The organism is Mycolicibacterium obuense (genome assembly GCF_055397605.1).
In genome coordinates this window covers 55,759-80,438 of the sequence record NZ_AP043663.1, presented here as the reverse complement: position 1 = coordinate 80,438, position 24,680 = coordinate 55,759, and the positions used below count along the sequence as shown (strand labels likewise).

Here is a 24,680-nt window from a genome sequence, read left to right as displayed (position 1 = left end):
GCCTCGCCGACCTCAGAAGATCTGTGCGATCAGCGTTTCCAGAGCCGCGGCGTCAGTGGACGCAATCTGCTCGCCGGCCTCCGCCTGGGATACGACGTGCTCGGCAACCCCTGCGGCCTGCGCGGTTTCCGCGACGGTCAGATTGGCCCCGCGGCGTGCGGCGTACAGGCGGGGACCCAGCGCCGCGCCGGGCGCGTTGGATGCGCGCACCATCAGATCGTCGTACAGGGTGCGCACCCTGCCCAACGCCTTGATCAGGGGCGGGGTGACCCGTCCGATGCGGGCAGCACGCGCGGCGACGGCCTCGAGCTGACGCAGATCGTCGAGCATCGCTGAAACCCGGACGGGGAACGACGGGTCCTCGTCCGGCGGGAGCGACGAGACGGTGCTCGACAGCGTGCCCAGAGCCGTGAGAACAGCCTGGGCGATCAGCGAGGTCTCATCTCCACTCGGCGCAGGGGCGGACTCTCGACGGCGTTCCGGCGCACCGGTGCGCAGTCGCTCGATCGTGCCCGGGGGCCATTGGAGCACCTCTTCGAGCTTGGCGCGCGTGCGTTCGCGCGGCCAACTGCGGCCCTTCTCGAAGGCGATCAGCGCGCCGGCGTTGATGATGCCCTCGGCGGCCAGTCGACGTTGGCTGATGTCGAGCTCGCGCCGGCGTGCAGCCGCCGCTGCTCCAGCCCGGACCATTCCGGCGTCGGCAGCATCGGCGTGCGCGCCGACCGACTCCGCGTTGGTCATGTACCGGCAATCCTCGATGTCGTCGGGCGGCGATGTCGCGTGCGCTCAGCGCTACGGCTGGAGCGTGCACTGCAACGGTTCCTCCGTAAAACTACACCTCCTGCGCGCAATCAACCGCATCATTGCGACACCGATTCTGTGACGCCAGAATTTCCTGGATCAACGCCTTGACGTGGACGTTTACCGCCACAACGGCGTGGGAGCAGACCCCGCCGCGATAGTTTCAAAGCACAAACTGTTGCAACGCTACGGTTTGTCGGTTAGCTTTCCTTCCATCGCGGCCGACGCGCCGCCCAGGCACAAGGAGCTACCCATGACCGCAACCCCGTGGGACGAAGGCCCGATCGGTGAATGCACCCGGGATCCCGACCGGTGGACCACCACAGCCGATGACGAGGCCAAGGCGATCTGCCGGTCCTGCCCCCGGCGATGGCTGTGCGCCAAAGAGGCGTGCGAGTCACCGCGAGCAGAGGGGCTGTGGGCGGGGATCTACGTACCCGAGGCGGGCCGCGGGCGCACCTTCGCGCTGCGCCAGCTCAAGTCGCTGGCTGAACTGAACGGCCATCCCGTCGGCGAGCGTCGCGTCTACTACGCCGACATCGCCTGAAGATCGGTCAGGGAATAGTCCGGCCACCCCGCCCGTTGAGATCCTCAGCGGTGCCGGACATGCCCCGGGCTCCATCTGATTTCGTCGCTTCGAGCGACCACTCGCCGAGAGGCGCCATGCCGGTACCGCCCACCGAGACGCTCACCACGTGTCGACGAACCGCCCGTCACTGCGGTGCGGAAGGTCGGCCGCGGTGAGCGTTGCGGCGATCACCGATCGCGTCTCTGCCGGATCGATCACGTCGTCGATCTCGAACAGCATGGCCGCGTTGATCGCTTTGGCATTCTCCTGGGCCACAGCGGTCACCTCCCGGACACGGTCCTCCCGTTCCGCTTCGTCGGCGATCGCCTCGAGTTCTTTGCGCAAACCGAGACGCACCGCGCCCTCCAGACCCATCGGACCCAGATGCGCCCCCGGCCACGCGACCGTCAGCACCGGTTCGTGCAGACTTCCGCCGGCCATCGCCTGCGCGCCCAGACCATAGCCTCGGCGCAGCACCACCGCGATCATCGGAACCTGCAGCGCTGCCCCGGCGACGAGCATCCGCGACGCCCGCCGCACCAGCGACTCCGCCTCCGCGGCCTGTCCCACCATGTACCCGGGGCAGTCGACCAGCGAGATGACGGGAAGCCCGAAGCCGTTGCACAGCTGCAGAAATCGGGCGGCCTTGTCCGACGCAGCGGCGGTGATCGCGCCGGCCATGAACCGCGTGTCGTTGGCCAGTATCCCCACCGGGCGGCCCTCGATCCGCGCCAGCGCGGTGACCATCTCACGCGCGAACCTCGGCCGGAGAAACGTCACCGAGTCCGTGTCAGCGAGCGTCTCGATGATCGGGGCCACGTCGTAGGCGCGGCGTTCCCGCTCGGGAACGGCGGTGCGTAGCACTGTCTGATCACCGGCAGTCCACTCGCTGCGGCCGGGCCGGAAGTAGGCGAGCAGTTTCTTCGTCACCTCGACTGCGGCCGCTTCGTCGTCGACGACGACGTCGACGTTGCCGTTGGGTTCCTGCACACTCATCGGACCGACGTCGTCGGGTGCCACGTCCCCGAGTCCGCCGCCGGCGATCATCGCGGGCCCACCCATCCCCAAGGACGCATCGCGCGTCGCGACGATCAGGTCCGACATGCCGGCCAGCACGGCGTTGCCCGCGAAGCAGCGGCCCTTCACCACGGCGATCCGCGGGACGATGCCCGACAGCCGCGCCCACAGCGCGAACGCGCGCGTGTCGAGCGCGGAGACGACCGGGTAGTCGGTGTCCCCCGGCCTGCCGCCCCCACCCTCGGCGAACAGAACCGTCGGTAATCGCATCCGCTCGATGAGCTCGAACAACCGGTCCTTCTTCCGATGGCCCAGCGCGCCTTGGGTTCCCGCGAGCACCGTGTAGTCGTAGGAGAGCACCGCGCACGGGTTGCCCGCGACCCGCGCTGTCCCTCCGATCAGACCGTCGGCCGGGGTCCTGGTGATCAGATCGTCGAGATCACGGCGCATTCTCTGCGGAGCGATGGCGAACCGTCCGTACTCGACGAACGATCCCGGGTCGACGAGATCGGCGACGTTCTCGCGCGCGGTGCGGCCCCCTCGGTCGTGCCGACGGGCCACCGCGTCGGGGCGTGCCGCATCTTGTGTCAGCGCACGGCGACGCAACAACTCGGCCAGTTCGGGACGCACCGCGTCGGAGTCAGACATCGAGATCGTCGGCCGTCACACCGTGGTCACCACCCATGGCGTCCGACTCTAGCCAGTTGTCCACAGGGCCTGTGCACAACCGGTATCGACCGTCGGTGGGTGTCCCTACGTTGGCGGTATGACGAACTGGATCAACACGGTCAGCCGTGACCATGTCGAGCGCGGGGTCCGCGGACGCTTCACGCAGGCCAACCACGGCAAACCGCACATGTTGCGCAAGATGGCCCGGGGCGACTGGCTGATTTTCTATTCACCCCGGACGGTCTACCCCGACGGTCCGCCGCTGCAGGCGTTCACGGCCATCGGTCAGGTCGCTGACGACGAGCCCTACCAGGTCGAGATGGCGGAGGGCTTCACGCCGTGGCGGCGCAACGTCGACTTCCTCGTGTGCAGCGAAGTCCCCATCCGGCCCCTGATCGAGCATCTCGATTTCATCGAGGACAAATCCCGGTGGGGCTACAAGTTCCGGTTCGGGGTGTTCCGCATCGACGACCACGACCTCGAGGTCATCCGTTCGGCGATGGTCGCGCCCCTGCCGAAGGAGACTACGGTGAAGGGGTGAGCAACACGGATGCCTCCCCGGTCGAACTCGATTGTGACCCTTCGACATTCGCAGCGTTCGATGGCGTGCTGCACCCACGCGAGGTACCGCTGGGTGGGCCGCGCGCGATCCGGGTCCGCCGGACCCTGCCGCAGCGGGAGCGGTCGCTGATCGGGGCATGGTGTTTCGCTGACCACTACGGTCCGCACGATCTGCGGGGCGGACGGGGCATGGATGTGCCGCCGCATCCGCATACCGGACTGCAGACGGTGAGCTGGTTGTTCAGCGGACTGATCGAACACCGGGACAGCAATGGGGTGCACGCGATGGTGCGCCCGGGAGAGCTGAACCTGATGACGGCCGGCGCGGGCATCTGCCACTCCGAGGTGTCGATGGCCAGCAGCCCCGTGTTGCACGGTGTGCAGTTGTGGGTGGCACTCCCGGACTCCGACCGACACACCGCCCGCGATTTCGCCCATCACGTGCCGCAGCCCCGCACCCGAGGCGGACTCACCGCGCGGGTGTTTCTCGGTGAACTCGACGGCGAGCGGTCGCCGGTGCACGCCTTCACCCCGCTTCTCGGTGCCCAGCTCGATCTGGCACCTGGAACGCGGGTGGCGCTCGACATCGACGGCGCATTCGAGCACGGTGTCCTCGTCGACCAGGGCAGCGTGGACGCGTGCGGTGCGGAGCTCGGGATCGCCGATATGGGGTTCCAGGGCGCCGGTCACGACAGTCTGCACCTGCTCAACCGCGGCGACGGTCCGGCCCGGGTCGTGCTGCTCGGCGGTGTGCCGTTCACCGAAGACCTGCTGATGTGGTGGAACTTCGTCGGGCGCAGCCATGACGAGATCGTCGGCTACCGCGAGGAGTGGCAGAACCACGATGCCCGCTTCGGGGCAGTCACCGGCTACCAGGGCGACACCGTCCGGCTGCCGGCGCCGCCACTGCCGCACGCCACCTTGAAGCCCCGACCCCAACCTGGGGTATAGAAAGCCCATGACCCAGGACAGAACAGGTGCGCCCACCGAGGTCGTCGCCGAATCCGACCGCTTCACGATCTCCGTCGACGGACAGCAGGTCGGCCTGGCCGATTTCTACGACCGTGAGGGCGTGCGCGTCTTCCCGCACACCGAAGTGGATCCGAGCTATCAGGGCCGAGGGTTGGCGACCATCCTCGTCCGTGAAGCCCTGACCGCCACACGCGCGGCGGGGCTGCGGGTTGTGCCGCAATGCTGGATGGTCGCGGAATTCATCGAGAAGAACCCCGAGTTCGCCGATATGACAGGAGAGCGTTCGTGACGACGGACAAGACGGGTGCGCCCACAGAGGTCGCCGAGGAGCAGGACCGGTTCACGATTTCCGTCGACGGACAGCAGGCCGGCTTCACGGAGTTCATCGATCACGACGGTCAGCGCATTTTCCCGCACACCGTCGTCGACGAGGAGTTCTCCGGGCGGGGTCTGGCGACCATTCTCGTGCGTGAGGCGTTGGAGTCCACCCGTGATGCGGGGTTGCGCATCGTGCCGGTCTGCTCCATGGTCGCCGGGTTCGTCGAGAAGAACCCTGAGTTCAACGCCATCGTGGACCCGATCACCATCGACGTGAAACGGGTCCTCTCGCGTCGCTGAACCTCAGAGATACTGCGCGGTGCTGCCCGAGACCGGCATCGCACCCATGCCGAGCTTGCGATGGTCCCAGCTGCGCAACCGCGACGGCACCACCCGCACACTGACGCGGTTGTTCATCATCTGATCGACGAAGGGCCGCATGTCCTCGGTGTAGGGCCCGGTGTAGCGCTCCCAGACGCTGATCCCGACCCGGAGATTCGTTTCCGGGTCGTCGTGGATCTCGGCCGTGCCGTCGATCGACACTCCCCGCAGCGTGTCGTAGGTCAGGCCGTCCTCGACCATCACCGTGACGGTCGGATCGCGACGGATGTTGACCGCCTTCTGCGACTTGGCTTTGGTCTCGAACCAGATCTCGCCGTCGATCACGGCGTACCACATCGCCACCAGATGCGGCCGCCCGCTCGGCAGCACAGTCGCCAGGGTCGCCGTGCGACTCCGGTCGATGAACTCGGTGATCTCATCGTCGGTCATGACGATCTTCGCGCGTTCGTTCTTGCCCACGACTCGCATACTTCCAGGTGGCCTGCGCCGGCGACCGTTGGGTCGTTTGATATCGCGCTGCGGTGGTACGCGTCGCCCGGGGTAGCTACGGGGCGGCCGTAGTCCCAAGGCCTCGCGGGTTCAGCACCAGCCCGCGAGGCCGCCTCATATCCACAGGTTTCGAACGCCTGTGCGACGGGCATTCCCCGGTGCATGACCGATAACCAAGCGCCACAGGAGAATCCCGAGAAGGACCCGTCGCAGTGGGTGACGGGCGACGAGCCCATGACCGGGGCGCAACGCAGCTATCTGCACACGCTCGCACAGGAGGCGGACACCGAGGTCCCCGAGGACGTCACGAAAGCGCAGGCCTCAGAGATGATCGACGAGCTTCAGCAGCAGACCGGCCGCGGTGCGTGAGGTCGACTCAGTAGAGGGCCACAGAGCAAGCGGGTCGCATCGCCCGCCGCTGCGACCCGCGGTTCAGGTCGGCGAAGCGCACATATTCGTGACACGATTATTAGATGGTCTCTGTTCACTGCATGCGCTTCGCCGCGGCGGTCGCCGCGGGCCTGCTCCTGACCACCGCCGCTCCGGCAGTCGCCCAACCCGACGCCCCTGCCCCGCCCCCGCCGGGGTGTCCGGACGTGCAGGTGCTGTTCGCGCGCGGGACGACGGAGCCCCCCGGACTCGGGGCGGTCGGTGACGCTTTCGTAGACGACCTGAAATCGCGTGTCGCACCGAAGTCGGTCGCCGTCTATCCCGTCAACTATCCGGCGAGTCCGGACTTCCCCACCGCACTGCAGGGCGTCGTCGACGCCAGCACCCAGATCCAGAACACCGCCAACGCGTGCCCGAAGACGTCGATGGTGCTGGGCGGATATTCACAGGGCGCGGCGGTCATGGGGTTCGTCACCTCCGATGCGATCCCCGACGGGGTCACCGCCGCGGACGTACCGCCGGTGATGCCGCCTACCGTCGCCGACCACATCGCCGCCGTCGCACTGCTCGGCACCCCGTCAGACCGGTTCATGGGCGTCATCAACCAACCCACCATCAAGATCGGCTCCATGTATCAACCCAAGACCGTCGAGCTCTGCGTGCCGGACGACTTCGTCTGCTCGGCCGGCAACGACATCGGCGCCCACGCCCGCTACATCTCCGACGGCCTGGTGAACCAGGCGGCCGACTTCGCGGCCACCAAGGTCGCCGAGCACCCCGAAACGCAACCGACGCGCTGACTCGCGGCCGCAACGCGACCCGACGTAGTTCATCGCCACGGCATCCAATTGCTCTGCTAGAGAACGCCTCTCAAGAGTGCGGTCGATAGCGACGGCGCGATCCACTGGTTGAGCAATGCCTTGCGTGCCGCCATCAGGCCCCCGTCACCGACCGACATCCGCAGAAGTCTCGCTTACGCGGGTGTCGATCCACCACACTCGGGTAACCGAACCGGGGTGCACCCGCATCGGTCCGCTGGTCGACGAGCGACATCGACTCGAAACGGCGGCACCGTGCGCTCGCCTGGCCAATAGCATTGCACGACAATACTTTTCGAGGAAGGACCGATACCATGCCGAAGACCACCAAGTCGGGTGAGCCGAAACGGAGCGAGCTACCCAGCACCCTGCAGAAGTCCGACGACAAAGCTCAGCGCACCTTCGCCAAAACCCATGATGCGGCTGCCGAGGAGTACGGCGAAGGGGAACGCGCCCACCGGACTGCCTACAGCGCGCTCAAGCACAGCTTCGAAAAGGTCGGCGACCATTGGGAGGAAAAGGATCAGCGCGGCCCGTCCGACGAAAGGGCAGAAAGCGGCGGCCCGAACGCGTCCGGGGAGACCGCCGAAGGCGTCAACGCCAACGCCACCAAGAAGCACCTCACGGACCTGGCGAAGCGGCTCGACATCACCGGTCGCTCCAGGATGAGCAAGGAAGAACTCGTCGAGGAGATCAAGAAGGCGAACCGGCGGGAGAGCCGCCGCGACGCCTAGGGCTTCCCGGTGCGTTCGCGATGCTTGCACCCTGGCCAGCAGCAGGGCCGGCGCTTACCTTCCTCGAGCTCTTCCTGCGTGCGCCGGATGCGCCGTTCCCGCGTCCCAGCCTGCTTCGCGTCGGTGACCCAGCAGATGAATTCGTTGCGTGCCAGCGGTGTGATGTCATTCCATGCGCTCAACGCGACCGGGTTGTCTTCCAGCGCCACCTTCAAGTCGTCGGGCAGCTCATGCACCACACCGCCGAGAACCTCGCCGACCGCCATGGCGTCAGGGTAAACCGGTCCGCGCGACGACGGCCGAAACCGAGGCGGGGATGTCCCGGTGCGAGTTCGATACCGGAGTCGTGTACGTCTGTCTGACCGGGATCACGCCCGTCCACGCGTCGCCCTCGGGTTCTGCGGCCGGCCCGCTGCGCTGCTTGGCCACCCAATTGTCCTCGGCGATCGACAATTCCAACACCAGCGTGGCGGCCACCTCACTCGCGGAGTGGGGCGGGCACTCGGTGGGACGGCCCGGCAGTAGCGCATCGGTGAAGACGTCGAGCGCCGCTGAGCGTTCGGTCTTGTCGACGACGCGGCAGGTACCGCGCACCACCGCCGAGCGGTAGTTCGCGGAGTGGTCGAACTGACGCTCAGCGACGACGATGCCGTCGAGGAGGAACGCACTGACAGCGACCGGAGCACCGGCAGCGGCATGGCGCAGCGCGCCCGCTCCCGTCGAGCCGTGGATCAGCAGGCGGTCACCGTCGCGGACCACCAGCGTCGGGATCACCCACGGCTGACCGTCGATGACCGTCGAGACAGTGGCGACCACGCATTCGTCGAACACGGCGTCGACCAGGTGCCGATCGCCACCCCGGTCGGGCTTGCGCGTCAGGTCACTCAGCACGTTGCTCACGTCCGTCAGTCAAACGTGTGCCCGTCGTGCGGAGCAACAGATTTCTGCAGAAGATGAATTGCCGTCCGCGTCCGCAGACTCCGGCCATATGCTGGGCGGCACGCCCTCGCAGTCTTGCGGGGGCGAACTGAGGGGGAACACGCCTGTGTCGACCAGTTACCTGGCGCTCGAGCTCGCCGCGGCGGAGCATCCGGGGCGGTGGGTGGGTTATATGGTCGCGCAACTGGCTGTCGTGGGTGGCGTGGTCTGGCTGGTGGTGTGGGCCGTTCGCAAGTCTCGAGCACCCAGATACCCACGCCCTCCACAGCAGCCCTTCCCCGGTGGGTATTACCAACAGCCACCGCCCGGCCAGTGGCCGCAGCAACCTCCCCCGCCGGCATATTTGCCGCAGCAACCGCCGCCACCGCCGGGATACTGGCCGCCGCAGCAGCAGCCGCCCGGCCCGTGGCCGCAGCAACCTCCCCCCTGGCCTCCCGCCGGGGGCGGCACCCCGCCGGACCGGCCGTAGCGAGGGGGCGTGGAGCGGCTCCTGCGGTCCGTCGAGCACTACGACTGGATCACCGATTTCCTCGAGACACGCGGCCTGAAAGATCGGACGCGGTTCTGGCTGGCGGCCACCACGGCGGCGATGACGGCCGGCGTGCTGACGCTGCTGTTCGGCGCCGGGCACCCCAACAGCGCCATCGGTCGAACGATGATGTGGCTGGCGGTAGCAGGCGGGGTCTTCGGCACGGTGCTCTTCCTGTGGCGCTGGCCGTCTCGCCAGTGGTCGCAGGTCTACGTGGCCGCGACCACCTTATCGATCACGCTTGCCTGCCTCGCCTATCCGGACCCGTTGGCTGCGCTGCTGGGCTGTATCGCCTTCGCCACGGTCGTCAGCTACGCCGCGTTCTTCCACTCACCCCGCGTGGTGCTGGGCGTCTTGCTGCTGGTCACCGGCGTGGCGATCAGTCAGACCGTGGCGGTCTCGCTCCAGGGGCGCCCGGCGATGGCGTTGGTCGACCTCTTCTTGATCCTGCAGTGCAGCTACGGTGTCGGACTGACCTTCTACACCCTGGTGCGAACACTGCGCGGCGATCTCGCGATCGCCGACCTCGACCCACTGACCGGTCTGCTCAACCGTCGGGCATTCCGCACCATGGTGCAGACCCGGATCCTGCACCACCGCGACGATGAGGGTTACCTGCTCGCCGCGTTGCTTGACCTGGATCGGTTCAAAGCGGTCAACGACACCCGCGGCCACGCTGCGGGGGATCAGGCCCTGGTCGCGGTTGCCGAAGCGCTGCGCTCGACCGCGACGTCCAGCACCGTCATCGCCCGCAGCGGCGGGGAGGAGTTCCTCTTCGCCGACATCGTGGCATCCGAAGACGCCGCCCTGCGCTACGAGCAGGTGTGCGCAGCCATCGCAGGGCTGCCCTGTGAGATCACCGGGAGCATCGGTACCGCGCTGGTGGAGGTGAGCCTGGTGAGCGAGGACTCGTTCGACGTGATGATGGATCAGCTCATCACCGCCGCCGACAAGGCCATGTACGACGCCAAGCACGACGGGGGCAACCAATGCCGCCACCATGGCTCCGTCATCTGACCTCGCTGACGACGAACTGCCCACAGGCCCGAAAATCGGTGCACCGACCAGGTACCTCGGCCTCCTAAGCTTGTGGGAGCGCGGCGGAGGAGGGCGAATGGGTGGCGAACCGGTGACCAGCTGGCATTCCCCGCAGTCGAGTCCGCACGCCAACCCGTACGCGAATTACCCTCCTCCCCCGGCGGTGCCGATCTTCGAGGTGACGGCGATGACGCACATCGGCGCGTTGATCTTCTGGTTCACGCAGAGACGGACGGTGCGTGCGACCTACGCACAGTGCGATAGCGTTCTGCGCTCAGCGCAGACCCAAAATCTCCTTGTCGGGTGGTGGAGTCCGCTTTCGCTGCTGCTCCTCAACTGGATTGCCATCGGCCACAATTCGTCGGCGCGCAAGCAATTGCGCCAGGATTTGCAGCAAGCACAAGCGTATGCACATTGGTGGCATACCTATGTCGGCTCGACGGGGGCGTGACGCCACACTGTTCTGACGCGATTCCGTGACAGATAAGACTCTTCAGCGGGTATCGGTCCACGCCTGCGTGGCGACGCGGTGGAAGTTCCCGCCGAGGACAGCCTGGATGTCGCGGTCTGCCCAGCCCTGGCCGTGGAGATGCTCCCCGAGCGTGATGAACGTTTCGGGGGGCATCCACTGGATCGGACCCCAGCGAGTGTAACTGTCATCGAAACACTCTGGGTTGCGGGACATCTCGTCATTGAAGTCGGCGTGATCGAAGGAATGATCGCTACTGACCCCGACGTGATCGATGCCGACCAGATCTATGGCGTGGTCGAGATGGCGTTGCATCGCCTCCAACGTCGGGGTGTTCGGCCCGAGAAAGATCCCCACCCCGGTGATCCCGACGACGCCGCCGGTGTCCGCGCAGGCCCGGGCTTGGTCGTCGGTGATGTTGCGCGGGTGGTCCCACACCGCAGCCATACACGAATGGCTGTACACCACCGGCTTGTTCGACACCCGACACAGATCGAGACCGGTCCGTCTGCTGCAGTGCGATCCATCCGCGACCATGCCCACCGCATTCATCTCGGCGACGATGGCCTCGCCCCACGGTGTCAGTCCGCCGTCGTGGACGTCCAGGCATCCACTGCCCGCGCGGTTGGCGTGGTTGTAGGTCGGGAGCAGGGTTCGGACGCCGAGACCCGCCAGAGTCGCGAGGTTGTCGAGGTCGTCATCAAGCGGATGCGAATCCTCCAGATCGAACACCACCGCGATCCGGCCGGCGGCCGTGATGCGCTCGACATCGTCGACACCGGCGACCAATTCGAGACCGGGATGGTCCTCGACGGCTGACCGGAAGTGCGTCAGAAGTGCGACCGAGTCGGCGAACGACTGCGGCGAATAGCCGACGTTGACCGAGACGAATGAGCCACCGGGACGCTGAAAGCGTGTCAGCGGAGCCACATCCGCATCGACCTTCAACGGCAGACAGGCGTGTTGATCCCACAGCAGCGCCACGACTACCGACGCTCCCCGATCGTCACTGCGCGTTGAGCGCCACCGCGGCGCGAATCAGAGCCACGAAAGCGTCCTCGTCGAGGTTGTCGCCTTCAGCGATGTCAATGGCTCGCCGGGTGTTGCCACCCAGACTCGAGTTGAACAGACCCGCCGGGTCATCGAGTGAGGCGCCCTTGGCGAAGGTGACCTTCACTTTGTCCTTGTATGTCTCGCCGGTGCAGATCATTCCGTCGTGGTACCACGTCGGGACACCGCGCCACTTCCATTCTTCGGTTACGTCCGGGACGGCCTTCTTGATGAGCGTACGAACGAGTGCGAGAGTGTCACCACGCCAATCTCCCAGCTCATCGATCCTCGCGTCGATCTTGTCGGACGGTGAATCGGTCATGACTAACGCACCTCCTGGATGCGGATCATCGTGCCCGCCGGATCACGCAGGGCACAGTCGCGGACACCGTAGGGCTGCTCGATCGGCTCCTGGACGATGTCGACGTCACTGGCCTGGAGCCGTTCGAAGGTGCGGTCCAGATCCTTGGTGGCCAGCACGATGATCGAGTAGGTGCCCTTGGCCATCATCTCGGCGATCACGCGGCGCTCGTCGTCGGTGGCGCCCGGGTCGGCTGCGGGCGGGTGCAGGACGATGGACGTCTCGGGCTGATCGGGCGGACCCACCGTGATCCACCGCATCGTGCCGCCGCCGACGTCGAGACGGACCTCGAATCCCAGGACATCGCGGTAGAAGGCGAGCGAGGCCTCCGGATCCTCGTGGGGCAGAAACGTGGTGTGAATGGTCAAATCCATGGCTGTCACGCTAGATCCAGTGATGCCGCCGGTGCTTCTCGATTCCTGATCGGTCTGGTCACGTTCTTCTCCATGCAGGAGGGCAACCCGGCGGCAGTGTCCGCCGTGCGGGCTCGGTAGGCGCTCGGTGACATCCCGACCAGCTCGGTGAAGCGCGTGCTGAACGTTCCCAGCGACGAGCAGCCGACGGCGAAGCACACCTCGGTGACGCTGAGATCGCCGCGCCGCAGCAGGGCCATGGCCCGCTCGATGCGCCTCGTCATCAAATACGCATAGGGCGATTCTCCGTAGGCGGCCTTGAAGCGGCGGCTGAGATGGCCGGCCGACATGTTGACGCCTCGGGCGAGGCTTTCGACGTCGAGCGGTTGCGCGTACTCACGATCCATCCTGTCGCGCACACGGCGGAGCAGCCTCAGCTCGGCGAGATGTCCTGCGTCCGCGGACTCGGTGCTCACTCTGCCCAGCCTGCCACCGTGTCCCTAGGACGGCATAGCGTCACGGAGCAATTCCAGCACTGCCTGCCACGCTCGTCGCGACTGCACGGCGTGGTAGCCCACCCCGGGAACGGTCGCCATCGGACCGCCGGCGTCACCCTCGGGTGAGGCCTCGACAGCCCAGAAGGCGTGTTGGGCACCGCCGAGGACGGTGACGCGCCAATCCACCCCGGCGCTCTGCAACGCGGTACCGAAGGTGAGGAGCTGCGCGGGTGTGCAGATGGGATCCTCGGAGCCGGTGCACAACAACACTGTTCCACCGACGCCAGCCCAGTCCTCGGGGTGCGCATCCCGCGGCAGACCGGGGTGAATTGCCGCGAGCGCGGCGAAAGGCGCTCCGGCACGGGCAAGTTCGAGGACGATCCGGCCGCCTGCACCGAATCCGAGCGCAGCGAGCCGCTTGTGGTCGACATCGGGTGCCGCCAAAAGCACGTCGATCGCCTTCTTCCCGATTGCGAGCATGCGCCCCGGGTCGTCCAACAACGGCATCACTCGGGCCAGCATGGCCTCTGGCCGCCCGAAGTACGTCTGCCCACCGTGGTAGTCCATGGCGAAGGCGACGTAGCCGTGCTCGGCGAGGATATCGGCGCGCGAACGCTGATACCCGTCGAGACCGACCCCGTCGTGACCGATCAGCACGGCGGGCCACGGGCCCGCGCCATCGGGCCGGGCCAGGTAGCCGACCATCGTCATCCCGTCGACGACGTACGTGACATCTCCTGCGGCGGTCATGAACTCACCCTAGGAACCGGCCGATGCGGCCTGCATCGACTTTCGCCCTGGGCACAAATTGCGGTTCACGACCGGGGTGGCTTCAGCATTCGCACGTTATCGCGTCCACGGGTGCTGTCAGCGGGTCTATGGCGCGGACGACGGGGCCGTGGTCGTTCTCGACGGGATAGCCTTCTCGGGCCCAGTACTCGAACCCGCCGATCATCTCTCTGACGTGATAACCCAGCCTCGCGAATTCCAGCGCAGCACGCGTGGCGCCGTTGCAGCCCGGCCCCCAGCAGTACGTCACAACCGGCACCTCCCTCGGGATCTCGCCTGGTGCTCGGGCGGCGATCTCTCCCGTCGGCATGTGAACGGCTCCGACGGCCCGACCCTGGACCCACGCGTGCTCACCGCGGGAATCGACCACGACGACACCGGCGCCGCGTATCTGGTCGGCATGGACATCCGAGGCATCCGTTTCGAACGCGAGCTTGCCGGCGAAATGAGCGATGCGGAGGTCAGTCGAGGCGTCCGTTGGTGTCATGGACCAAAGGCTATTGGCGGCCGTGGGCCACGAACAGGCCGATTTCACTGCATCTCGGCGGCTTCGGCGCCATTTTTGTGGCAGTCTCGCTATGTGGCCGCGATTATCCCTTTCGAACCCGACAGGGTCGATACAGCCATTCTGAAAGCGTTGCAGGCCAACGGAAGACAGAGCATCGCTGAGCTGGCCAGACACATCAACATGAGCCACAGCGCCGCCGCCGAACGCGTCCGCCGACTGGAGGAATCCGGTGTGATCAGCGGATACGGGGCCCACGTCGATCCCGAACGACTCGGATTCACGATCCTGGCGTTTCTTCGACTGCGCTACCCCAGCAGCAGCTACGGTCCGCTGCATCGGCTCCTCGCCGACCTCCCCGAGGTCACTGAGGCGCACCACGTCACCGGAGACGACTGCTTCATCATGAAGGTCGTCGCCACCAACATGAAGCACCTCGAGCAGATCAGCGGTCGGATCGGCGCACTCGGCAGCGTCACGACCAGCGTGGTCTATTCCTCGCCACTTCCGCCCAGACCGTTGTTGCCACCGAACTGAGCACTCACCCTTGACCTCAATGGTGGTTGAGTTTCTAGCGTGTGGGCATGAGACCAGAGATGCAGCCCGCCGCGCTACAACCATTGGGGTTCTGGACCGTACGCGCAGGAGAGGCCATCCGTGCACGCACTCGCGGGAGATTGGCAGAACTCGCTGTGACCCAGCCAGAGTGGTGGGTGCTACATCAACTGTCGATGCACCCGAGCGGTATGGAAGAGAACGAGATCATCGCCATCGTGGGCTCGAACGAGTCCGACGAGAGCATCGTCGACGCGATCGCGGCCGGCGTCGGCAAAGGGTGGATCGATCGCGCGGGCAGCCGAGTTCGCCTGACCGACGATGGCGCGGACCGTTTTCACGCTGCTGCCGAGGTCCAGCGGCAGCTGAACGACGAACGGCGCCAGGGGATCTCCGACCGCGAGTACGCCACCACGATCGAGGTGTTGCAGCGAACCATCACCAACGTCGGAGGCGACGCGTGGCACTGGTGATGGGTACTTGACGCCGGACTATGCCAGTGGTGTGCCCCGGTCCTCGGCAACGGCTGTCGATCGTCAAATCAATCGACCGATGGCAGCCTGCCGTGCTCCCATGACCTGATGGATGAGTCGATCTGGCCGCTTGCCGGGCTGGCAGTGAGGACCCCGCGGCTGCGGCTGCGCTATGTGACCGACGAGTTGGCTGCCGGGCTCGCACAGCTCGCCGCTCGTGGAGTTCATGACCCTGCGACCATGCCCTTCACCACGCCCTGGACCGACGTCGCGCCACCTGAGCTCGAACAGAACACACTGCGATATTTCTGGCGGAATCGGTCGGAGACAAGCGCGGAACACTGGGACCTGAATTTGGCTGCCGATGTCGACGGGACACTCGTGGGAGTCTGCTCGATATCGACCGACGGGTTCAGCCAGCACCGCAGTGCCGAGACCGGGTCATGGATCGGAATCCGTTACCAGCGTCTCGGTCTAGGGCACGAGATGCGGCAGGCAGCGCTGCACCTCATCTTCGACGGATTCGGCGCCGAGCAGGCCACCACCAAGGCGTGGCATGACAACGCCGCATCGCTCGCGGTCACCCGTTCACTTCCGTACGTGCAGAATGGCTCGTCCCAACACACCCGAAGAGACTGCACTGACCTGCTGCTCCATTTCGCGATGAGCCGCGAGCGCTGGCTCATCGTCCGGCGAGATGACATCAGCCTCCGTGGCATTGAAGCGGTCCGGACTTTACTTGGTCTGCCCTAGTGTCCGGGATCGCTCGCGTCAGCGGCAGATGTCAGCCTCGATCAGTCGCCGCACGGTGGTGAGTGCACCCGGGAGGGAATCCAGACTGGTGGAACCCAAGGCCAGGCGCAACGCCTGCGGCGTATCGGTTGTCGTGCTGAAGGGTTCCGCGGTACTGACGGAAACACCGGCGTGCTCCAGGGCCGTGGCGATCCGGTCAGCCCGAGCACCGGGCGGCAGCGGTACCCAGCTGAAATAGGAAGAGCGATGGGCAATGTGGCGGAGGGGCGCAAGTACTTTTTTGGCGATTGCCTGTCTGGCGGCGGCATCGCGTCGCTTCTGCGTTTCGAGTCGCGTGACAGTGCCGTCCTGCAGCCACCGCGAGGCGATCGCGGTGGTGATCGCCGGCGTGTTCCACGTCGTCGCGCGGATGGTCCGTTCGATGGCGGTCATCCGCGAAAGCGAAGTGACGACGAAGCCGACGCGAATTCCAGTGGCGACGTTCTTGGACAACCCGGAGACGTACACCGTGACGTCGGGGGCGAAGGCCGCCAGCGGGGGCGGCGGATTTTCGTCGAGGTAGGCATAAGAGGCGTCTTCGATCACCAGCAGCCCGTGTCGCCGCGCGATCGCGATCAGCTGACGCCGGGCACCACGGTCCATGACCCAGCCGAGAGGATTGTGCAGTGTGGGCATGCAGTAGATCGCGCGCACGGCCCGGCGGTTGCACAGCGTGGCCAGTGCATCGAGATCCGGACCGGTCGATGTCGTTGGCAGCGGGTGTAATTCGAGGTGTAGCGCTTCGGCCAGCACCTTGAAGCCGGGATAGGTCAATGCGTCGACCGCGACAACGTCCCCTGGTCTCAGCAGCGCCATCGCGGTGACGGTGAGGCCGTGTTGGGCGCCGTTGACCAGTGCCACGCAATCGGGAGTGACGTCGAGACCTCGATCCAACAGGTGGGTGGCGACCGCGGCTCTGTCGCGTTCCCGGCCTCCATGGGGCTGGTAACGCAAGAGCGAATCCAGATCTCCAGCTCCGGCCAGTTCACGCAACGCCTGGCGTAGCAAGTCCGCCTGCCCCGGCAGCGCCGGATAGTTGAAGTTCAGGTCGACGGCGTCAGGGGCAACGACCCGCTGATCGACACCGTGACCGGGAGGAAGGGCGACATCGCGCACGAATGTGCCCCGGCCCCGTTCACAGCTGACCAGACCCATGGCCTCGAGCTCGGCGTACACGCGGGAGGCGGTGACCACCGCGATGCCACTGTCGGCTGCGAGCTGACGGTGAGTTGGCAATCGCGTTCCGGCGTAGAGCTTTCCAGATCGGATGTCGGCGGCGAAGACGTCGACGACGGACTTGTACCGGGCGGTGGGCACCACCACAGTGTATGCAGGACAATTTCTTGGTCGTCATGCACCGCGGTTCTACGGTGACATCACCACACGCGGAGAGGACCCCGGTATGCACATCGCCATCCTGACGTTCGAGGGCTACAACGAGCTGGACTCACTGATCGCCCTGGGCCTGCTCAACCGGATCGCCGACGACGACTGGCGGGTCACCATCGCCACCCCGGCACCGAGGGTGAGGTCGATGAACGGCGTCGTCATCGAACAGATGTCGAGCCTGCACGAGGCAGTCGGGGCCGACGCCGTCATCGTCGGTAGCGGTATCGCGACCCGCGAGGTCGTCGAGGACCCCGCCATCATGGGTGTGCTGAAAGAGCTCGATCCCCAGCGCCAACTCATCGCTGCGCAGTGCTCGGGAGCGCTCGTGCTGGCCAAGCTCGGCCTCCTGAGCGACGTGCCGGCGTGCACCGATCTGACGACGAAGCCGTGGGTCATCGCAGCGGGCATCGACGTACTGAATCAGCCGTTCTTCGCCAGCGGAAACATCGCCACCGCTGGTGGCTGTCTTGCCTCGCAGTATCTCGCGGCCTGGGTCATCGCGAGGATGCGCGGGAAGGACGCCGCTGTCGCAGCACTTCACTACGTCGCTCCGGTCGGCGAGAAGGAGGAGTACGTCGAGCGGGCCTGGCGCAACATCTCGGCGTACCTCCCCGCCGGGGTGCCCTGCTGATCAGCGCCCTGCTGATCAGCACGAGACGCGTCACAAACAACTTCTACGCGTTTGCGACCATTCGGCTGTTGCAGCCTTTACTGTGACTGACGAGTGCGCTGGCAAATTTGCTCTCCAGTCGATCGATTCGTTCTGCTGCGTCGTGCGGGGAAGCGTGATCGCGGTCAGCGTTCACGGTTGACCGATCCCTGTCTCTGAAAGGCGTTGCGCTGTGGCTGAACACCGTCGAAAGTCCGATTCCCGTGTACTCCATCTGATGGGTTCAGGTTTCGGAGGCGCCGCTCTGGTCGGAGCGGGCCTGTGGGTGTTCGGTGTTGCTGGCGTTGCATCGCCGCTCAACCCTCACATGGGTGCGGTGTCGGCCGACGTCATCCTCGCCTCTAACGAGTTGCCGCTGTCCCCCGTCGACGAAGAGGAGCTCTGGTGGCAGGTCGACCAGGCCAGTGGAGCCAAGCACTCCGCAGCGGTGCCGTCACCGACCTCACTTCTGGCTGCCGCGCCGAACCGCGCCCTGCGACCGATGGTCGGCCCGGGAGGCTGGCTGATCGGCGACGGCGTGGATGCGGCTGCGGACTGCGCGGGCGCGGCCTGCAACGGCGGTAATGGCGGGCTGCTGCTCGGCAACGGAGGACAGGGAGCCAACGGCGGCGCGGGCGGCAATGCGGGGTTCATCGGCAACGGCGGTGCCGGAGGTGCCGGAGGTATCGGACAGGCCGGTGGTGACGGTGGCCGGGGCGGGACCTTCTTCGGCACGGGCGGCACCGGCGGAGCAGGCGGTATCGGGATGCGGGGCGCCGACGCTCTGGTGGCCGGCGGTACCGGTGGAACCGGATCGACCGGTGGGCGCGGTGGCGCAGGCGGAGCGGGTGGCCTCTTCGGTACCGGCGGCACCGGTGGCGCGGGTGGATCCGGAGGCACCGGTGGCGACGGACGGGCCGGAGCCGCCGGCGATGATGCGACCGCGGCAGGTGCCGCCGGCCAAGGCGGACAAGCCGGAGGCAGTGGCGGCAACGGCGGCGCTGGAGGCAACGCCGGCAAGGCCGGTAAGCGGGGGCTCTTCGGTAAAGCTGGTTCGGCCGGTGTGAACGGTTCGGGCGGCGCGGGCGGCAACGGTGCGGTCGGCGGCGCAGGCGGTGACGGCGCGGACGGACTCGGCGGCGGCAACGGGTCTGACGGCGCTGCTACCGGGGCGGTCGGCGAACGGTCGGGCGGCGTAGGCGGTCAAGGTCAGGACGGTGGCCGTGGCGGCGACGGCGGAGCCGGCGGTCAGGCGGGTAAGGGCGGCGCGGCAGGCACTGGAGGCACCGGTGGACTGATCGGTTCGGCCGGAACTGACGCCGCCCAGGGAGCCGGTGGCAGCGGCGGGAACGGCGGAGTCGGTGGGCGTGGCGGTAACGGCACAGCCGGCGCTTCCGGCCTAAACGCGACCGCTCCCGGCGCAGCGGGCGGCGACGGCCAGGACGGTGGCAACGGTGGTGCCGGCGGACGCGGTGGAGCCGGCGGCCTCGCCGGTGCCGGCGGGGGCGGTACCGCCGGTGAGCGTGGCGATGGCGGTGCCGGTGGGAATGGCGCCACCGGCGGTGCGGGTGGCGACGGCGCGGCCGGCTCAGCCGGTGCGGATGCCACCACGGCCGGAGCTGCGGGTGCGGGCGGAGTCGCAGGCGGCGCAGGCGGATCGGGCGGGCGCGGCGGAAATGCCGGTGCCGCAGGTGGTTTGGCAGACACCGGGACCGGTGGGCAGATCGGCGCCGTCGGTATGAACGGGGATGGCGGCGCGGGGGGTGACGGCGCACGCGGTGGTGACGGAGGAGACGGCGCCGATGGCGCAGCCGGCAGCGTCGGGGCTGACGGATTCGGCGACGGACCCGATCAATCGCTCACGGAGCGATCCGGTCAGGCAGGCGAGGCCGGGCAGAGCGGTGGGGCCGGCGGCGACGGTGGCACGGGCGGCGCGGCAGGCACCGCGGGTGCGGCGGGCACCGGTGGCACAGGCGGTAGCGCCGGAGCGATCGGAACTGCGGGATCCCAGGGCGCCGGCGGCGACGGCGGGAATGGCGGCCGCGGAGGCAATGGAGGTAATGGAGTCGCCGGAGGCAATGGTGCCGACGGCGTCGCCGCGGGCGAGTCCGGACAGCAGGGACAAGACGGTGGTGCCGGCGGTGCGGGTGGCCGAGGCGGCGATGCCGGACGTGGCGGCTCCGGTTCCAGCACCGGTGCCACCGGCAGGTCCGGCAGCGGAGGCGATGGCGGCAACGGAAGCAACGGTGGCAATGGCGGCGACGGCGTCGACGGCGCGAACGGCGCAGTCGGCGCCAACGGAACCGCTGAGGGAGCACCGGGTGGTGACGGCGAGGCCGGGCAGCGCGGAGGCAATGGCGGTAACGGCGGCGCCGTGGGCGCTGCCGGCCAAGGGGGCGAGGCCGGATCCGGCGACGGCGGGCCGGGCAACGGCGTCAACGGCGTCAACGGCACAGCCGGGTCCGTCCGCGGCAACGGCGGCGACGCCGGCAGTGGCGGCAACGGCGGCAACGGCGGTACGGCGTTCCGCGGAATAGAGGTCCCCAACGGGGCGGCGGGCAACGGTGGCGACGGCGGAGACGGTGGTACCGGCGGTGCCGGCGCGGTTGGCGGTGCAGACGGCAATGGCGGCAGAGGCGGTAACGGCGCCTCCTACAACAGCACTGTCGCCGGAAGTGGCGGCGCCGGAGGTGACGGGGGCAGCGGAGCCGCCGGCGGCGACGGCGGTAACGGGGGTCTCTCCTTCAGCTTCGGGCCTGGCGCGGGTATCGGTGGTGCCGGCGGCAACGGCGGGACGGGCACCACCGGCAACGGTGGCAACGGCGGCAACGGCGGTGGTCTGAACGGATCGGCTGAAACCCTGAACAGTTCCACCGGCGGCACCGGCGGTGCCGGCGGGTCCTCTCAGTCGGGCAACGGCGGCAGTGGCGGCAACGGTGGCTTCGCCGGCGGCGGCCCGATCGGGAATGTCACCGGCGGTTCTGGGGGTGCCGGTGGTTCTTCTAGTTCCGGCGATGGTGGCGCCGGTGGCACCGGCGGCAACACGTTGCGAAGCAGCAGCCCGGGTGTGAGCAACGCTGGGGCCGGCGGCACCGGTGGCTCGTCGCAGACCGGCACCGGTGGCCGTGGCGGAGATGGCGGCCGGGCTCAGATCGGCCTTCCCAACTACGGTGTGGACGGCGATGCCACCGGAGGTCACGGCGGCGACGGCGGCAACGGCGCGCGCGGTGGCGACGGCGGTACCGGTGGGAATGCGACTCGGATCGGTGGCTCCGGCTCAACTACCGGCGGAAACGGCGGCAACGGCGGATCTCCGGGCGGTACCGGTGGCGCCGGCGGAACCGGTGCCTCCGCGAACGGGTCGTCCGGCTCCGACGGCTGAGCACTCCGTCTGGCCGCCGCAACGACAAAGGTCACGAACTCGTATGAGTCCGTGACCTTTGTCGAGCGGCTCGTCGACCGCTCAAGTGTGTGGGGTACGTTTCGACTGTTCAGAGCGCCCTTTGCGAAATCGGTTCCAGCGGTTTTATGTGGAATCTCCAGCGATTTATTCGGCACACGCAGCGCGAACTGGATGACCCCGCGGTGCGGGTTGACGAGGCCATGGTGCGGCTTCTTGTGTGGGTTCGGCGCCGATGCAGGGTCGCGGATCTGCCGCGGGAGACAGCGCTGCCGGCGACCTTCCCTTGACAGGTAATTTTTGGCCGGGATTTATCTGGCTCATCGGACATGCCGAAGCGGGCCGGCGCGTTGTTCGCGCGGCCCGCTGCTGGTTGCGTCTCGTCAGGTCAGGGGCGGTGTCTTGGCAGGTTCGTGTCCGAGGTGGTCGCGGAGCTGGCGTCGGCGGACGTCTATGGATTCTTCGCGAGCCTGGCGTGACCGGTAGGTCTTCTGGATGCGGTGATTCGTGCTGGCCACGGCGAGCGCCATCAGGAGCTTGACCATGGGTTCGCGTCGGGGGCCCCATTTGAGGTCGACGAGCTTGGTGACGTGGGCCGACTTAAGGATGCTGAAGGTCTGCTCGGTTCGAGCGCGCGCTGCCTCGAAGTACAGCGTGTGCTCCCAGCTGGCGCCGACCGGTCCCCATTGGGCCTTCTTGAGCTGACTGGGTGTGAGAGTGACGGTGACGATCGACTGGGCGCAGCTTTGCCGGTCGCCTGCTTGCCAGGTCGGCGCTGCCGTGGGGGCGCCAAAGGCGGCACGTGTCAACGAGGCCGGTTTGAGTGGGCATTGGACGCGCAGTTGCACGGCAGGGCAGACCAGCTCCGCCTTCACGTCGAGTCGTGGTTCGACTCCCAGGGGTGGGCGTCCACGTGGTTGGCTCAGTCGCGGCCGGGAGTTCAGGCCCATCAGGAAGGGCAGGACACTGGCCAGGCGGCGGTCGTGCGCCTCCCACCCGTTGTCGGCCAGCAGGTCGCGGGTTTTGGGCATGTGGTGTTGGGCAAGTAGGTCGACTGCGGCCGGGCAGTAGAACGAGCCGGCGAACTGGATGGGTCCCGGCGGGACGTCTGCGGTGGCGCCGGGTGGATTGGCCGCGGTATCGGTGAGCGTCCAGTGCTGTGGGTACCGCACGACGGCGGCGTACTGGTGGTCGAGCATGAGGCGTGCGAAACCGTCTTTGGGGTTGTAGCCCATGTCGACGGTAAGGCGGGGTAGGCGTGCCCGTCCCGCGCGCCGCGTGTCGAGGCCATTGCGTTTGGCGTGAGTGATCGCCCCGTCGAGTCCTTCGGTGCTCCCGGAGGTGGGTGGATGGACGTCGATCCCGATGATGACGGGGGCGAACGCGTGCAGCTGCTCCGGTGGTCCAACGCGTATAACGGCGGTCAGTCCGACGCCGAAGCCCCGCTTTCCGCCGCCGCTGGCATCTTGATGCACGGTGGTGGAGTGCTTGTCTCGGGAGTAGTAACTGCCGAAGTATGCGGCTCCGCGCTGTTTGTCGGGTTTTATCCCCAGCCCAGCTGAGGGGCCGGCGAGGTCGAAGATCGTCTCGTCGGCCACGATGTCACCGACGGCCTCGGGTGGCTGCGGATCGACGATGGACCCGAAGACGATGCGATTTATGACCGTTCGCAGGCGTTCGGTGGCTTCTCCGCTCGCTGCGAGTTGTTCGGTGCTGCGGTGGGCGATGATGCGGCGGTGTTCGGCGTTGGTGATTCGTCGTGCTGGTTGGTCGGGGCTGGGATCCAGTGGTGCGAGGCGGCGGTTGAGCCAGGCGACGAAGCGTGTCCGCTCGCGGCGTTGCTCGGCGCGGTCGGCGAAGATGCGGGAGGTGTCTTGCCCTCCCATGCCGACTTCGGCGAGTTGTCGCGCGGTGAGGTCGCCGATGGCCTGTTGGATGGCCTTGTAGGTCGGGGTTCGCCCCAGCATCAACAGTCCCAGGGCTGCGACGAGCACGGCAGAGATGGTGTAGCGGATTCCGGTGCAGTCCTGTCCGCCGGCACCGCGATGTTGGGCAAAGAAATCGTCGATCATCTCCGCCGCTAGTGATCGCTCGATGATGACCTTGGCTTCACGAAAGAGGTTGTCTGACAGTCGGTATGAGCTTTCGAAGTCCGTGATCATGGTTCAGCCTTCCGTCATGAGGGCGATCGCGCGATGGATGCTGTAGATGGGGAGTTGGGTACGTTGATCGGCGAGGACCTGAACGTCGACCACGTCGGCGAGTTGCAGCAGAAGTGCTGCTGGGACGCGGTCGGCCAGGTCGAGGATCCAGCGGTTACGCAGCGCGGCCGCGCTGATGCTGCCGTGACCGCGGGCGCGGAGTTGCTCGCCGATGCGGTTGGTCGCGTTGCGCTCCACTTCTCCCTTCGCGGCCGGTAACAGGTAGTCAGATCCCTTGCTTTGGGCAAGGGTCAGCAGCCGGCGGGAGATGTCGGGATCGGTTACCGGAACGAGCCGTGTCCCGCCAGCTGTGTTCTGCAAGCGCACGATCGCGATGGGTCGACCCTCGATGGTCTCGCTCGTGATGGATGTGCCCCTCAAGACCTTGAAATCGGGCGGCCGCGCGCCGGCGCCGTAGCAGAGATCGAGTAGGAGAGTGAGGCGTCGTCGGAGCCACTTCGGCAGGGTCGGAGCCAGGGCGTACCAGTGACGAATGTCCTGCTGTGCGGCCGCGTCGATTCTTTTGCAGCGTGGGGCCGGCAAGGTACGTGCCTCCGGGTACTCCCGGGGGTGCACGAGTCGGCCGGCGTCATAGAGAATCCACCTGATGGTGCGCATGGACCGGTTGGTCTTCCGGGTGGCGATGTCCATGAGATGTCGGTCGACGTTGGCTCGGCGCAACGCTGTTCGGTAGTCGAAGGTGCCGACCCGTTCGGCCTCGAACGCCAGATAGCGGGCCAGATGCGCCACCGAGATGCGGTCGGTGGACAGCGCGAAGTCGCCCAGACGGCACCACAGGCGTTTGGCTGATTCCAGCGCGGGCACCAGGTAGCGCGGATCGACGCCTCTGATGGTGAGGCCCGCCAGCGCTCGATAGCGGTCCTCGTTGACGTCGTGGTGAAACGGCGCGAGTACGTGGCGTTGGCTGTCGGCCCGGTCGTGGTTGGCCCGCGCCACCGGCTTCGCTGGCTCCGGGTCGTCGGCGGCCGACGCCATGGCGGCGTGGCGGCCC

The 24,680-nt window shown here is 67.1% G+C and carries 29 protein-coding genes; 15 read left to right on the top strand and 14 right to left on the bottom strand.

Going from position 1 to position 24,680, the window contains the following annotated elements; translation table 11 throughout:
* Positions 1–12 precede the first annotated feature (12 nt).
* Complete coding sequence (locus ACZ50N_RS00405; RefSeq protein WP_464474307.1) at positions 13–741, bottom strand: transcriptional regulator; 729 nt, start codon at positions 739–741, stop codon at positions 13–15.
* Positions 742–1,054: 313 nt separating this feature from the next.
* Between ACZ50N_RS00405 and ACZ50N_RS00400 the strand changes: the two genes are divergently transcribed.
* Positions 1,055–1,348 carry a WhiB family transcriptional regulator gene (locus tag ACZ50N_RS00400; protein ID WP_046364638.1) on the top strand — a complete coding sequence of 98 codons (294 nt, stop codon included), beginning with the start codon at positions 1,055–1,057 and terminating at the stop codon, positions 1,346–1,348.
* Between the two features lie 141 nt (positions 1,349–1,489).
* Here ACZ50N_RS00400 and ACZ50N_RS00395 read toward each other — a convergent pair whose 3' ends face one another.
* Positions 1,490–3,034, bottom strand: a complete 1,545-nt coding sequence (locus tag ACZ50N_RS00395; protein ID WP_464474306.1) for an acyl-CoA carboxylase subunit beta — start codon at positions 3,032–3,034, stop codon at positions 1,490–1,492.
* A gap of 118 nt (positions 3,035–3,152) precedes the next feature.
* On the opposite strand from ACZ50N_RS00395, the gene ACZ50N_RS00390 reads away from it, so the two are divergent.
* Genes ACZ50N_RS00390 through ACZ50N_RS00375 form a run of 4 tightly spaced genes read left to right on the top strand, consistent with a single transcriptional unit; the run spans position 3,153 to position 5,206 of the window.
* Positions 3,153–3,596, top strand: a complete 444-nt coding sequence (locus tag ACZ50N_RS00390; protein WP_046364637.1) for an EVE domain-containing protein — start codon at positions 3,153–3,155, stop codon at positions 3,594–3,596.
* Positions 3,593–4,567 carry a pirin family protein gene (locus ACZ50N_RS00385; RefSeq protein ID WP_464474305.1) on the top strand — a complete coding sequence of 325 codons (975 nt, stop codon included), beginning with the start codon at positions 3,593–3,595 and terminating at the stop codon, positions 4,565–4,567. The genes ACZ50N_RS00390 and ACZ50N_RS00385 overlap by 4 nt, the downstream gene beginning before the upstream one ends.
* Before the next feature lie 7 nt (positions 4,568–4,574).
* Entirely contained in the window at positions 4,575–4,877 is a 303-nt protein-coding gene (locus tag ACZ50N_RS00380; protein WP_464474304.1) for a GNAT family N-acetyltransferase, read from the top strand.
* Positions 4,874–5,206 (top strand): GNAT family N-acetyltransferase, encoded by a 333-nt coding sequence (locus ACZ50N_RS00375; RefSeq protein ID WP_073684535.1) that lies wholly within the window; start codon positions 4,874–4,876, stop codon positions 5,204–5,206. The genes ACZ50N_RS00380 and ACZ50N_RS00375 overlap by 4 nt, the downstream gene beginning before the upstream one ends.
* 3 nt (positions 5,207–5,209) lie before the next feature.
* On the opposite strand, the gene ACZ50N_RS00370 is transcribed toward ACZ50N_RS00375, so the two are convergent.
* The gene (locus ACZ50N_RS00370) at positions 5,210–5,707 is read right to left on the bottom strand and encodes a pyridoxamine 5'-phosphate oxidase family protein (RefSeq protein WP_046364648.1); all 498 of its coding nucleotides are present in this window, start codon (positions 5,705–5,707) and stop codon (positions 5,210–5,212) included.
* A 192-nt stretch (positions 5,708–5,899) separates the two neighbouring features.
* On the opposite strand from ACZ50N_RS00370, the gene ACZ50N_RS00365 reads away from it, so the two are divergent.
* The 3 genes from ACZ50N_RS00365 (at position 5,900) to ACZ50N_RS00355 (ending at position 7,679) form a co-directional block, all read left to right on the top strand.
* Complete coding sequence (locus tag ACZ50N_RS00365) at positions 5,900–6,106, top strand: DUF3072 domain-containing protein (RefSeq protein WP_046364633.1); 207 nt, start codon at positions 5,900–5,902, stop codon at positions 6,104–6,106.
* Between the two features lie 122 nt (positions 6,107–6,228).
* Positions 6,229–6,927, top strand: coding sequence for a cutinase family protein (locus ACZ50N_RS00360; protein ID WP_046364632.1), 699 nt, complete (start codon positions 6,229–6,231; stop codon positions 6,925–6,927).
* Positions 6,928–7,259: 332 nt separating this feature from the next.
* Positions 7,260–7,679: a ChaB family protein gene (locus ACZ50N_RS00355; protein WP_464474303.1), complete on the top strand. Its 420-nt coding sequence runs from the start codon at positions 7,260–7,262 to the stop codon at positions 7,677–7,679.
* Here the strand turns inward: ACZ50N_RS00355 and ACZ50N_RS00350 are convergent.
* Together ACZ50N_RS00350 and ACZ50N_RS00345 are read right to left on the bottom strand one after the other, a co-directional pair.
* Positions 7,676–7,945, bottom strand: coding sequence for a YdeI/OmpD-associated family protein (locus ACZ50N_RS00350; RefSeq protein WP_046364630.1), 270 nt, complete (start codon positions 7,943–7,945; stop codon positions 7,676–7,678). The two genes, ACZ50N_RS00355 and ACZ50N_RS00350, sit on opposite strands and share 4 nt — an antisense overlap.
* Positions 7,946–7,949: 4 nt before the next feature.
* Entirely contained in the window at positions 7,950–8,579 is a 630-nt protein-coding gene (locus tag ACZ50N_RS00345; protein WP_110798018.1) for a pyridoxamine 5'-phosphate oxidase family protein, read from the bottom strand.
* A gap of 517 nt (positions 8,580–9,096) precedes the next feature.
* Here ACZ50N_RS00345 and ACZ50N_RS00340 point away from each other — a divergent pair.
* Positions 9,097–10,164, top strand: a complete 1,068-nt coding sequence (locus ACZ50N_RS00340; protein ID WP_046364628.1) for a GGDEF domain-containing protein — start codon at positions 9,097–9,099, stop codon at positions 10,162–10,164.
* A 97-nt stretch (positions 10,165–10,261) separates the two neighbouring features.
* Positions 10,262–10,636, top strand: a complete 375-nt coding sequence (locus tag ACZ50N_RS00335; protein ID WP_131705554.1) for a hypothetical protein — start codon at positions 10,262–10,264, stop codon at positions 10,634–10,636.
* A 42-nt stretch (positions 10,637–10,678) separates the two neighbouring features.
* Here ACZ50N_RS00335 and ACZ50N_RS00330 read toward each other — a convergent pair whose 3' ends face one another.
* The 6 genes from ACZ50N_RS00330 to ACZ50N_RS00305 all read right to left on the bottom strand — a co-directional run bounded on the left by ACZ50N_RS00330 (position 10,679) and on the right by ACZ50N_RS00305 (position 14,074).
* Positions 10,679–11,638 carry a dipeptidase gene (locus tag ACZ50N_RS00330; protein WP_464474302.1) on the bottom strand — a complete coding sequence of 320 codons (960 nt, stop codon included), beginning with the start codon at positions 11,636–11,638 and terminating at the stop codon, positions 10,679–10,681.
* A 22-nt stretch (positions 11,639–11,660) separates the two neighbouring features.
* Entirely contained in the window at positions 11,661–12,026 is a 366-nt protein-coding gene (locus tag ACZ50N_RS00325; RefSeq protein WP_073684544.1) for a DUF1801 domain-containing protein, read from the bottom strand.
* Between the two features lie 2 nt (positions 12,027–12,028).
* The gene (locus ACZ50N_RS00320; RefSeq protein ID WP_073684545.1) at positions 12,029–12,439 is read right to left on the bottom strand and encodes a VOC family protein; all 411 of its coding nucleotides are present in this window, start codon (positions 12,437–12,439) and stop codon (positions 12,029–12,031) included.
* A gap of 5 nt (positions 12,440–12,444) precedes the next feature.
* Positions 12,445–12,825, bottom strand: coding sequence for a helix-turn-helix transcriptional regulator (locus tag ACZ50N_RS00315; RefSeq protein ID WP_110798022.1), 381 nt, complete (start codon positions 12,823–12,825; stop codon positions 12,445–12,447).
* A gap of 93 nt (positions 12,826–12,918) precedes the next feature.
* Positions 12,919–13,665, bottom strand: coding sequence for a dienelactone hydrolase family protein (locus ACZ50N_RS00310; protein ID WP_464474301.1), 747 nt, complete (start codon positions 13,663–13,665; stop codon positions 12,919–12,921).
* Between the two features lie 82 nt (positions 13,666–13,747).
* Positions 13,748–14,074, bottom strand: a complete 327-nt coding sequence (locus ACZ50N_RS00305; protein WP_236694376.1) for a rhodanese-like domain-containing protein — start codon at positions 14,072–14,074, stop codon at positions 13,748–13,750.
* On the opposite strand from ACZ50N_RS00305, the gene ACZ50N_RS00300 reads away from it, so the two are divergent.
* From ACZ50N_RS00300 to ACZ50N_RS00290, 3 genes are all read left to right on the top strand, one after another.
* The gene (locus ACZ50N_RS00300) at positions 14,015–14,746 is read left to right on the top strand and encodes an Lrp/AsnC family transcriptional regulator (protein WP_236694375.1); all 732 of its coding nucleotides are present in this window, start codon (positions 14,015–14,017) and stop codon (positions 14,744–14,746) included. The two genes, ACZ50N_RS00305 and ACZ50N_RS00300, sit on opposite strands and share 60 nt — an antisense overlap.
* Before the next feature lie 155 nt (positions 14,747–14,901).
* On the top strand, positions 14,902–15,237 hold the full coding sequence (locus ACZ50N_RS00295) for a winged helix DNA-binding protein (protein ID WP_464474300.1): 336 nt from the start codon (positions 14,902–14,904) through the stop codon (positions 15,235–15,237).
* Positions 15,238–15,345: 108 nt separating this feature from the next.
* Positions 15,346–15,990, top strand: a complete 645-nt coding sequence (locus ACZ50N_RS00290; RefSeq protein ID WP_464474299.1) for a GNAT family N-acetyltransferase — start codon at positions 15,346–15,348, stop codon at positions 15,988–15,990.
* 18 nt (positions 15,991–16,008) lie between these two features.
* Here ACZ50N_RS00290 and ACZ50N_RS00285 read toward each other — a convergent pair whose 3' ends face one another.
* A complete protein-coding gene (locus tag ACZ50N_RS00285; protein WP_464474298.1) occupies positions 16,009–17,346 on the bottom strand; it encodes an aminotransferase-like domain-containing protein in 1,338 nt (445 codons plus the stop codon).
* Positions 17,347–17,431: 85 nt separating this feature from the next.
* Between ACZ50N_RS00285 and ACZ50N_RS00280 the strand changes: the two genes are divergently transcribed.
* Together ACZ50N_RS00280 and ACZ50N_RS00275 are read left to right on the top strand one after the other, a co-directional pair.
* Positions 17,432–18,049: a DJ-1/PfpI family protein gene (locus tag ACZ50N_RS00280; RefSeq protein WP_464474297.1), complete on the top strand. Its 618-nt coding sequence runs from the start codon at positions 17,432–17,434 to the stop codon at positions 18,047–18,049.
* Between the two features lie 256 nt (positions 18,050–18,305).
* Positions 18,306–21,449 (top strand): PGRS repeat-containing protein, encoded by a 3,144-nt coding sequence (locus ACZ50N_RS00275; RefSeq protein ID WP_464474296.1) that lies wholly within the window; start codon positions 18,306–18,308, stop codon positions 21,447–21,449.
* Between the two features lie 401 nt (positions 21,450–21,850).
* Here ACZ50N_RS00275 and ACZ50N_RS00270 read toward each other — a convergent pair whose 3' ends face one another.
* Positions 21,851–23,629 (bottom strand): hypothetical protein, encoded by a 1,779-nt coding sequence (locus ACZ50N_RS00270; RefSeq protein WP_464474295.1) that lies wholly within the window; start codon positions 23,627–23,629, stop codon positions 21,851–21,853.
* 3 nt (positions 23,630–23,632) lie between these two features.
* Positions 23,633–24,664 carry a hypothetical protein gene (locus ACZ50N_RS00265; RefSeq protein ID WP_464474294.1) on the bottom strand — a complete coding sequence of 344 codons (1,032 nt, stop codon included), beginning with the start codon at positions 24,662–24,664 and terminating at the stop codon, positions 23,633–23,635.
* Positions 24,665–24,680 lie beyond the last annotated feature (16 nt).

What these genes read in the sequence shown, in the direction of transcription:
- ACZ50N_RS00405 (WP_464474307.1), bottom strand. Translation starts at nt 741, where the DNA reads ATGACCAACGCGGAGTCGGTCGGCGCGCACGCCGATGCTGCCGACGCC.
- ACZ50N_RS00400 (WP_046364638.1), top strand. Translation starts at nt 1,055, where the DNA reads ATGACCGCAACCCCGTGGGACGAAGGCCCGATCGGTGAATGCACCCGG.
- ACZ50N_RS00395 (WP_464474306.1), bottom strand. Translation starts at nt 3,034, where the DNA reads ATGTCTGACTCCGACGCGGTGCGTCCCGAACTGGCCGAGTTGTTGCGT.
- ACZ50N_RS00390 (WP_046364637.1), top strand. Translation starts at nt 3,153, where the DNA reads ATGACGAACTGGATCAACACGGTCAGCCGTGACCATGTCGAGCGCGGG.
- ACZ50N_RS00380 (WP_464474304.1), top strand. Translation starts at nt 4,575, where the DNA reads ATGACCCAGGACAGAACAGGTGCGCCCACCGAGGTCGTCGCCGAATCC.
- ACZ50N_RS00365 (WP_046364633.1), top strand. Translation starts at nt 5,900, where the DNA reads ATGACCGATAACCAAGCGCCACAGGAGAATCCCGAGAAGGACCCGTCG.
- ACZ50N_RS00360 (WP_046364632.1), top strand. Translation starts at nt 6,229, where the DNA reads ATGCGCTTCGCCGCGGCGGTCGCCGCGGGCCTGCTCCTGACCACCGCC.
- ACZ50N_RS00355 (WP_464474303.1), top strand. Translation starts at nt 7,260, where the DNA reads ATGCCGAAGACCACCAAGTCGGGTGAGCCGAAACGGAGCGAGCTACCC.
- ACZ50N_RS00350 (WP_046364630.1), bottom strand. Translation starts at nt 7,945, where the DNA reads ATGGCGGTCGGCGAGGTTCTCGGCGGTGTGGTGCATGAGCTGCCCGAC.
- ACZ50N_RS00335 (WP_131705554.1), top strand. Translation starts at nt 10,262, where the DNA reads ATGGGTGGCGAACCGGTGACCAGCTGGCATTCCCCGCAGTCGAGTCCG.
- ACZ50N_RS00325 (WP_073684544.1), bottom strand. Translation starts at nt 12,026, where the DNA reads ATGACCGATTCACCGTCCGACAAGATCGACGCGAGGATCGATGAGCTG.
- ACZ50N_RS00320 (WP_073684545.1), bottom strand. Translation starts at nt 12,439, where the DNA reads ATGGATTTGACCATTCACACCACGTTTCTGCCCCACGAGGATCCGGAG.
- ACZ50N_RS00315 (WP_110798022.1), bottom strand. Translation starts at nt 12,825, where the DNA reads ATGGATCGTGAGTACGCGCAACCGCTCGACGTCGAAAGCCTCGCCCGA.
- ACZ50N_RS00310 (WP_464474301.1), bottom strand. Translation starts at nt 13,665, where the DNA reads ATGACCGCCGCAGGAGATGTCACGTACGTCGTCGACGGGATGACGATG.
- ACZ50N_RS00290 (WP_464474299.1), top strand. Translation starts at nt 15,346, where the DNA reads ATGGATGAGTCGATCTGGCCGCTTGCCGGGCTGGCAGTGAGGACCCCG.
- ACZ50N_RS00280 (WP_464474297.1), top strand. Translation starts at nt 17,432, where the DNA reads ATGCACATCGCCATCCTGACGTTCGAGGGCTACAACGAGCTGGACTCA.
- ACZ50N_RS00275 (WP_464474296.1), top strand. Translation starts at nt 18,306, where the DNA reads ATGGGTTCAGGTTTCGGAGGCGCCGCTCTGGTCGGAGCGGGCCTGTGG.
- ACZ50N_RS00270 (WP_464474295.1), bottom strand. Translation starts at nt 23,629, where the DNA reads ATGATCACGGACTTCGAAAGCTCATACCGACTGTCAGACAACCTCTTT.
- ACZ50N_RS00265 (WP_464474294.1), bottom strand. Translation starts at nt 24,664, where the DNA reads ATGGCGTCGGCCGCCGACGACCCGGAGCCAGCGAAGCCGGTGGCGCGG.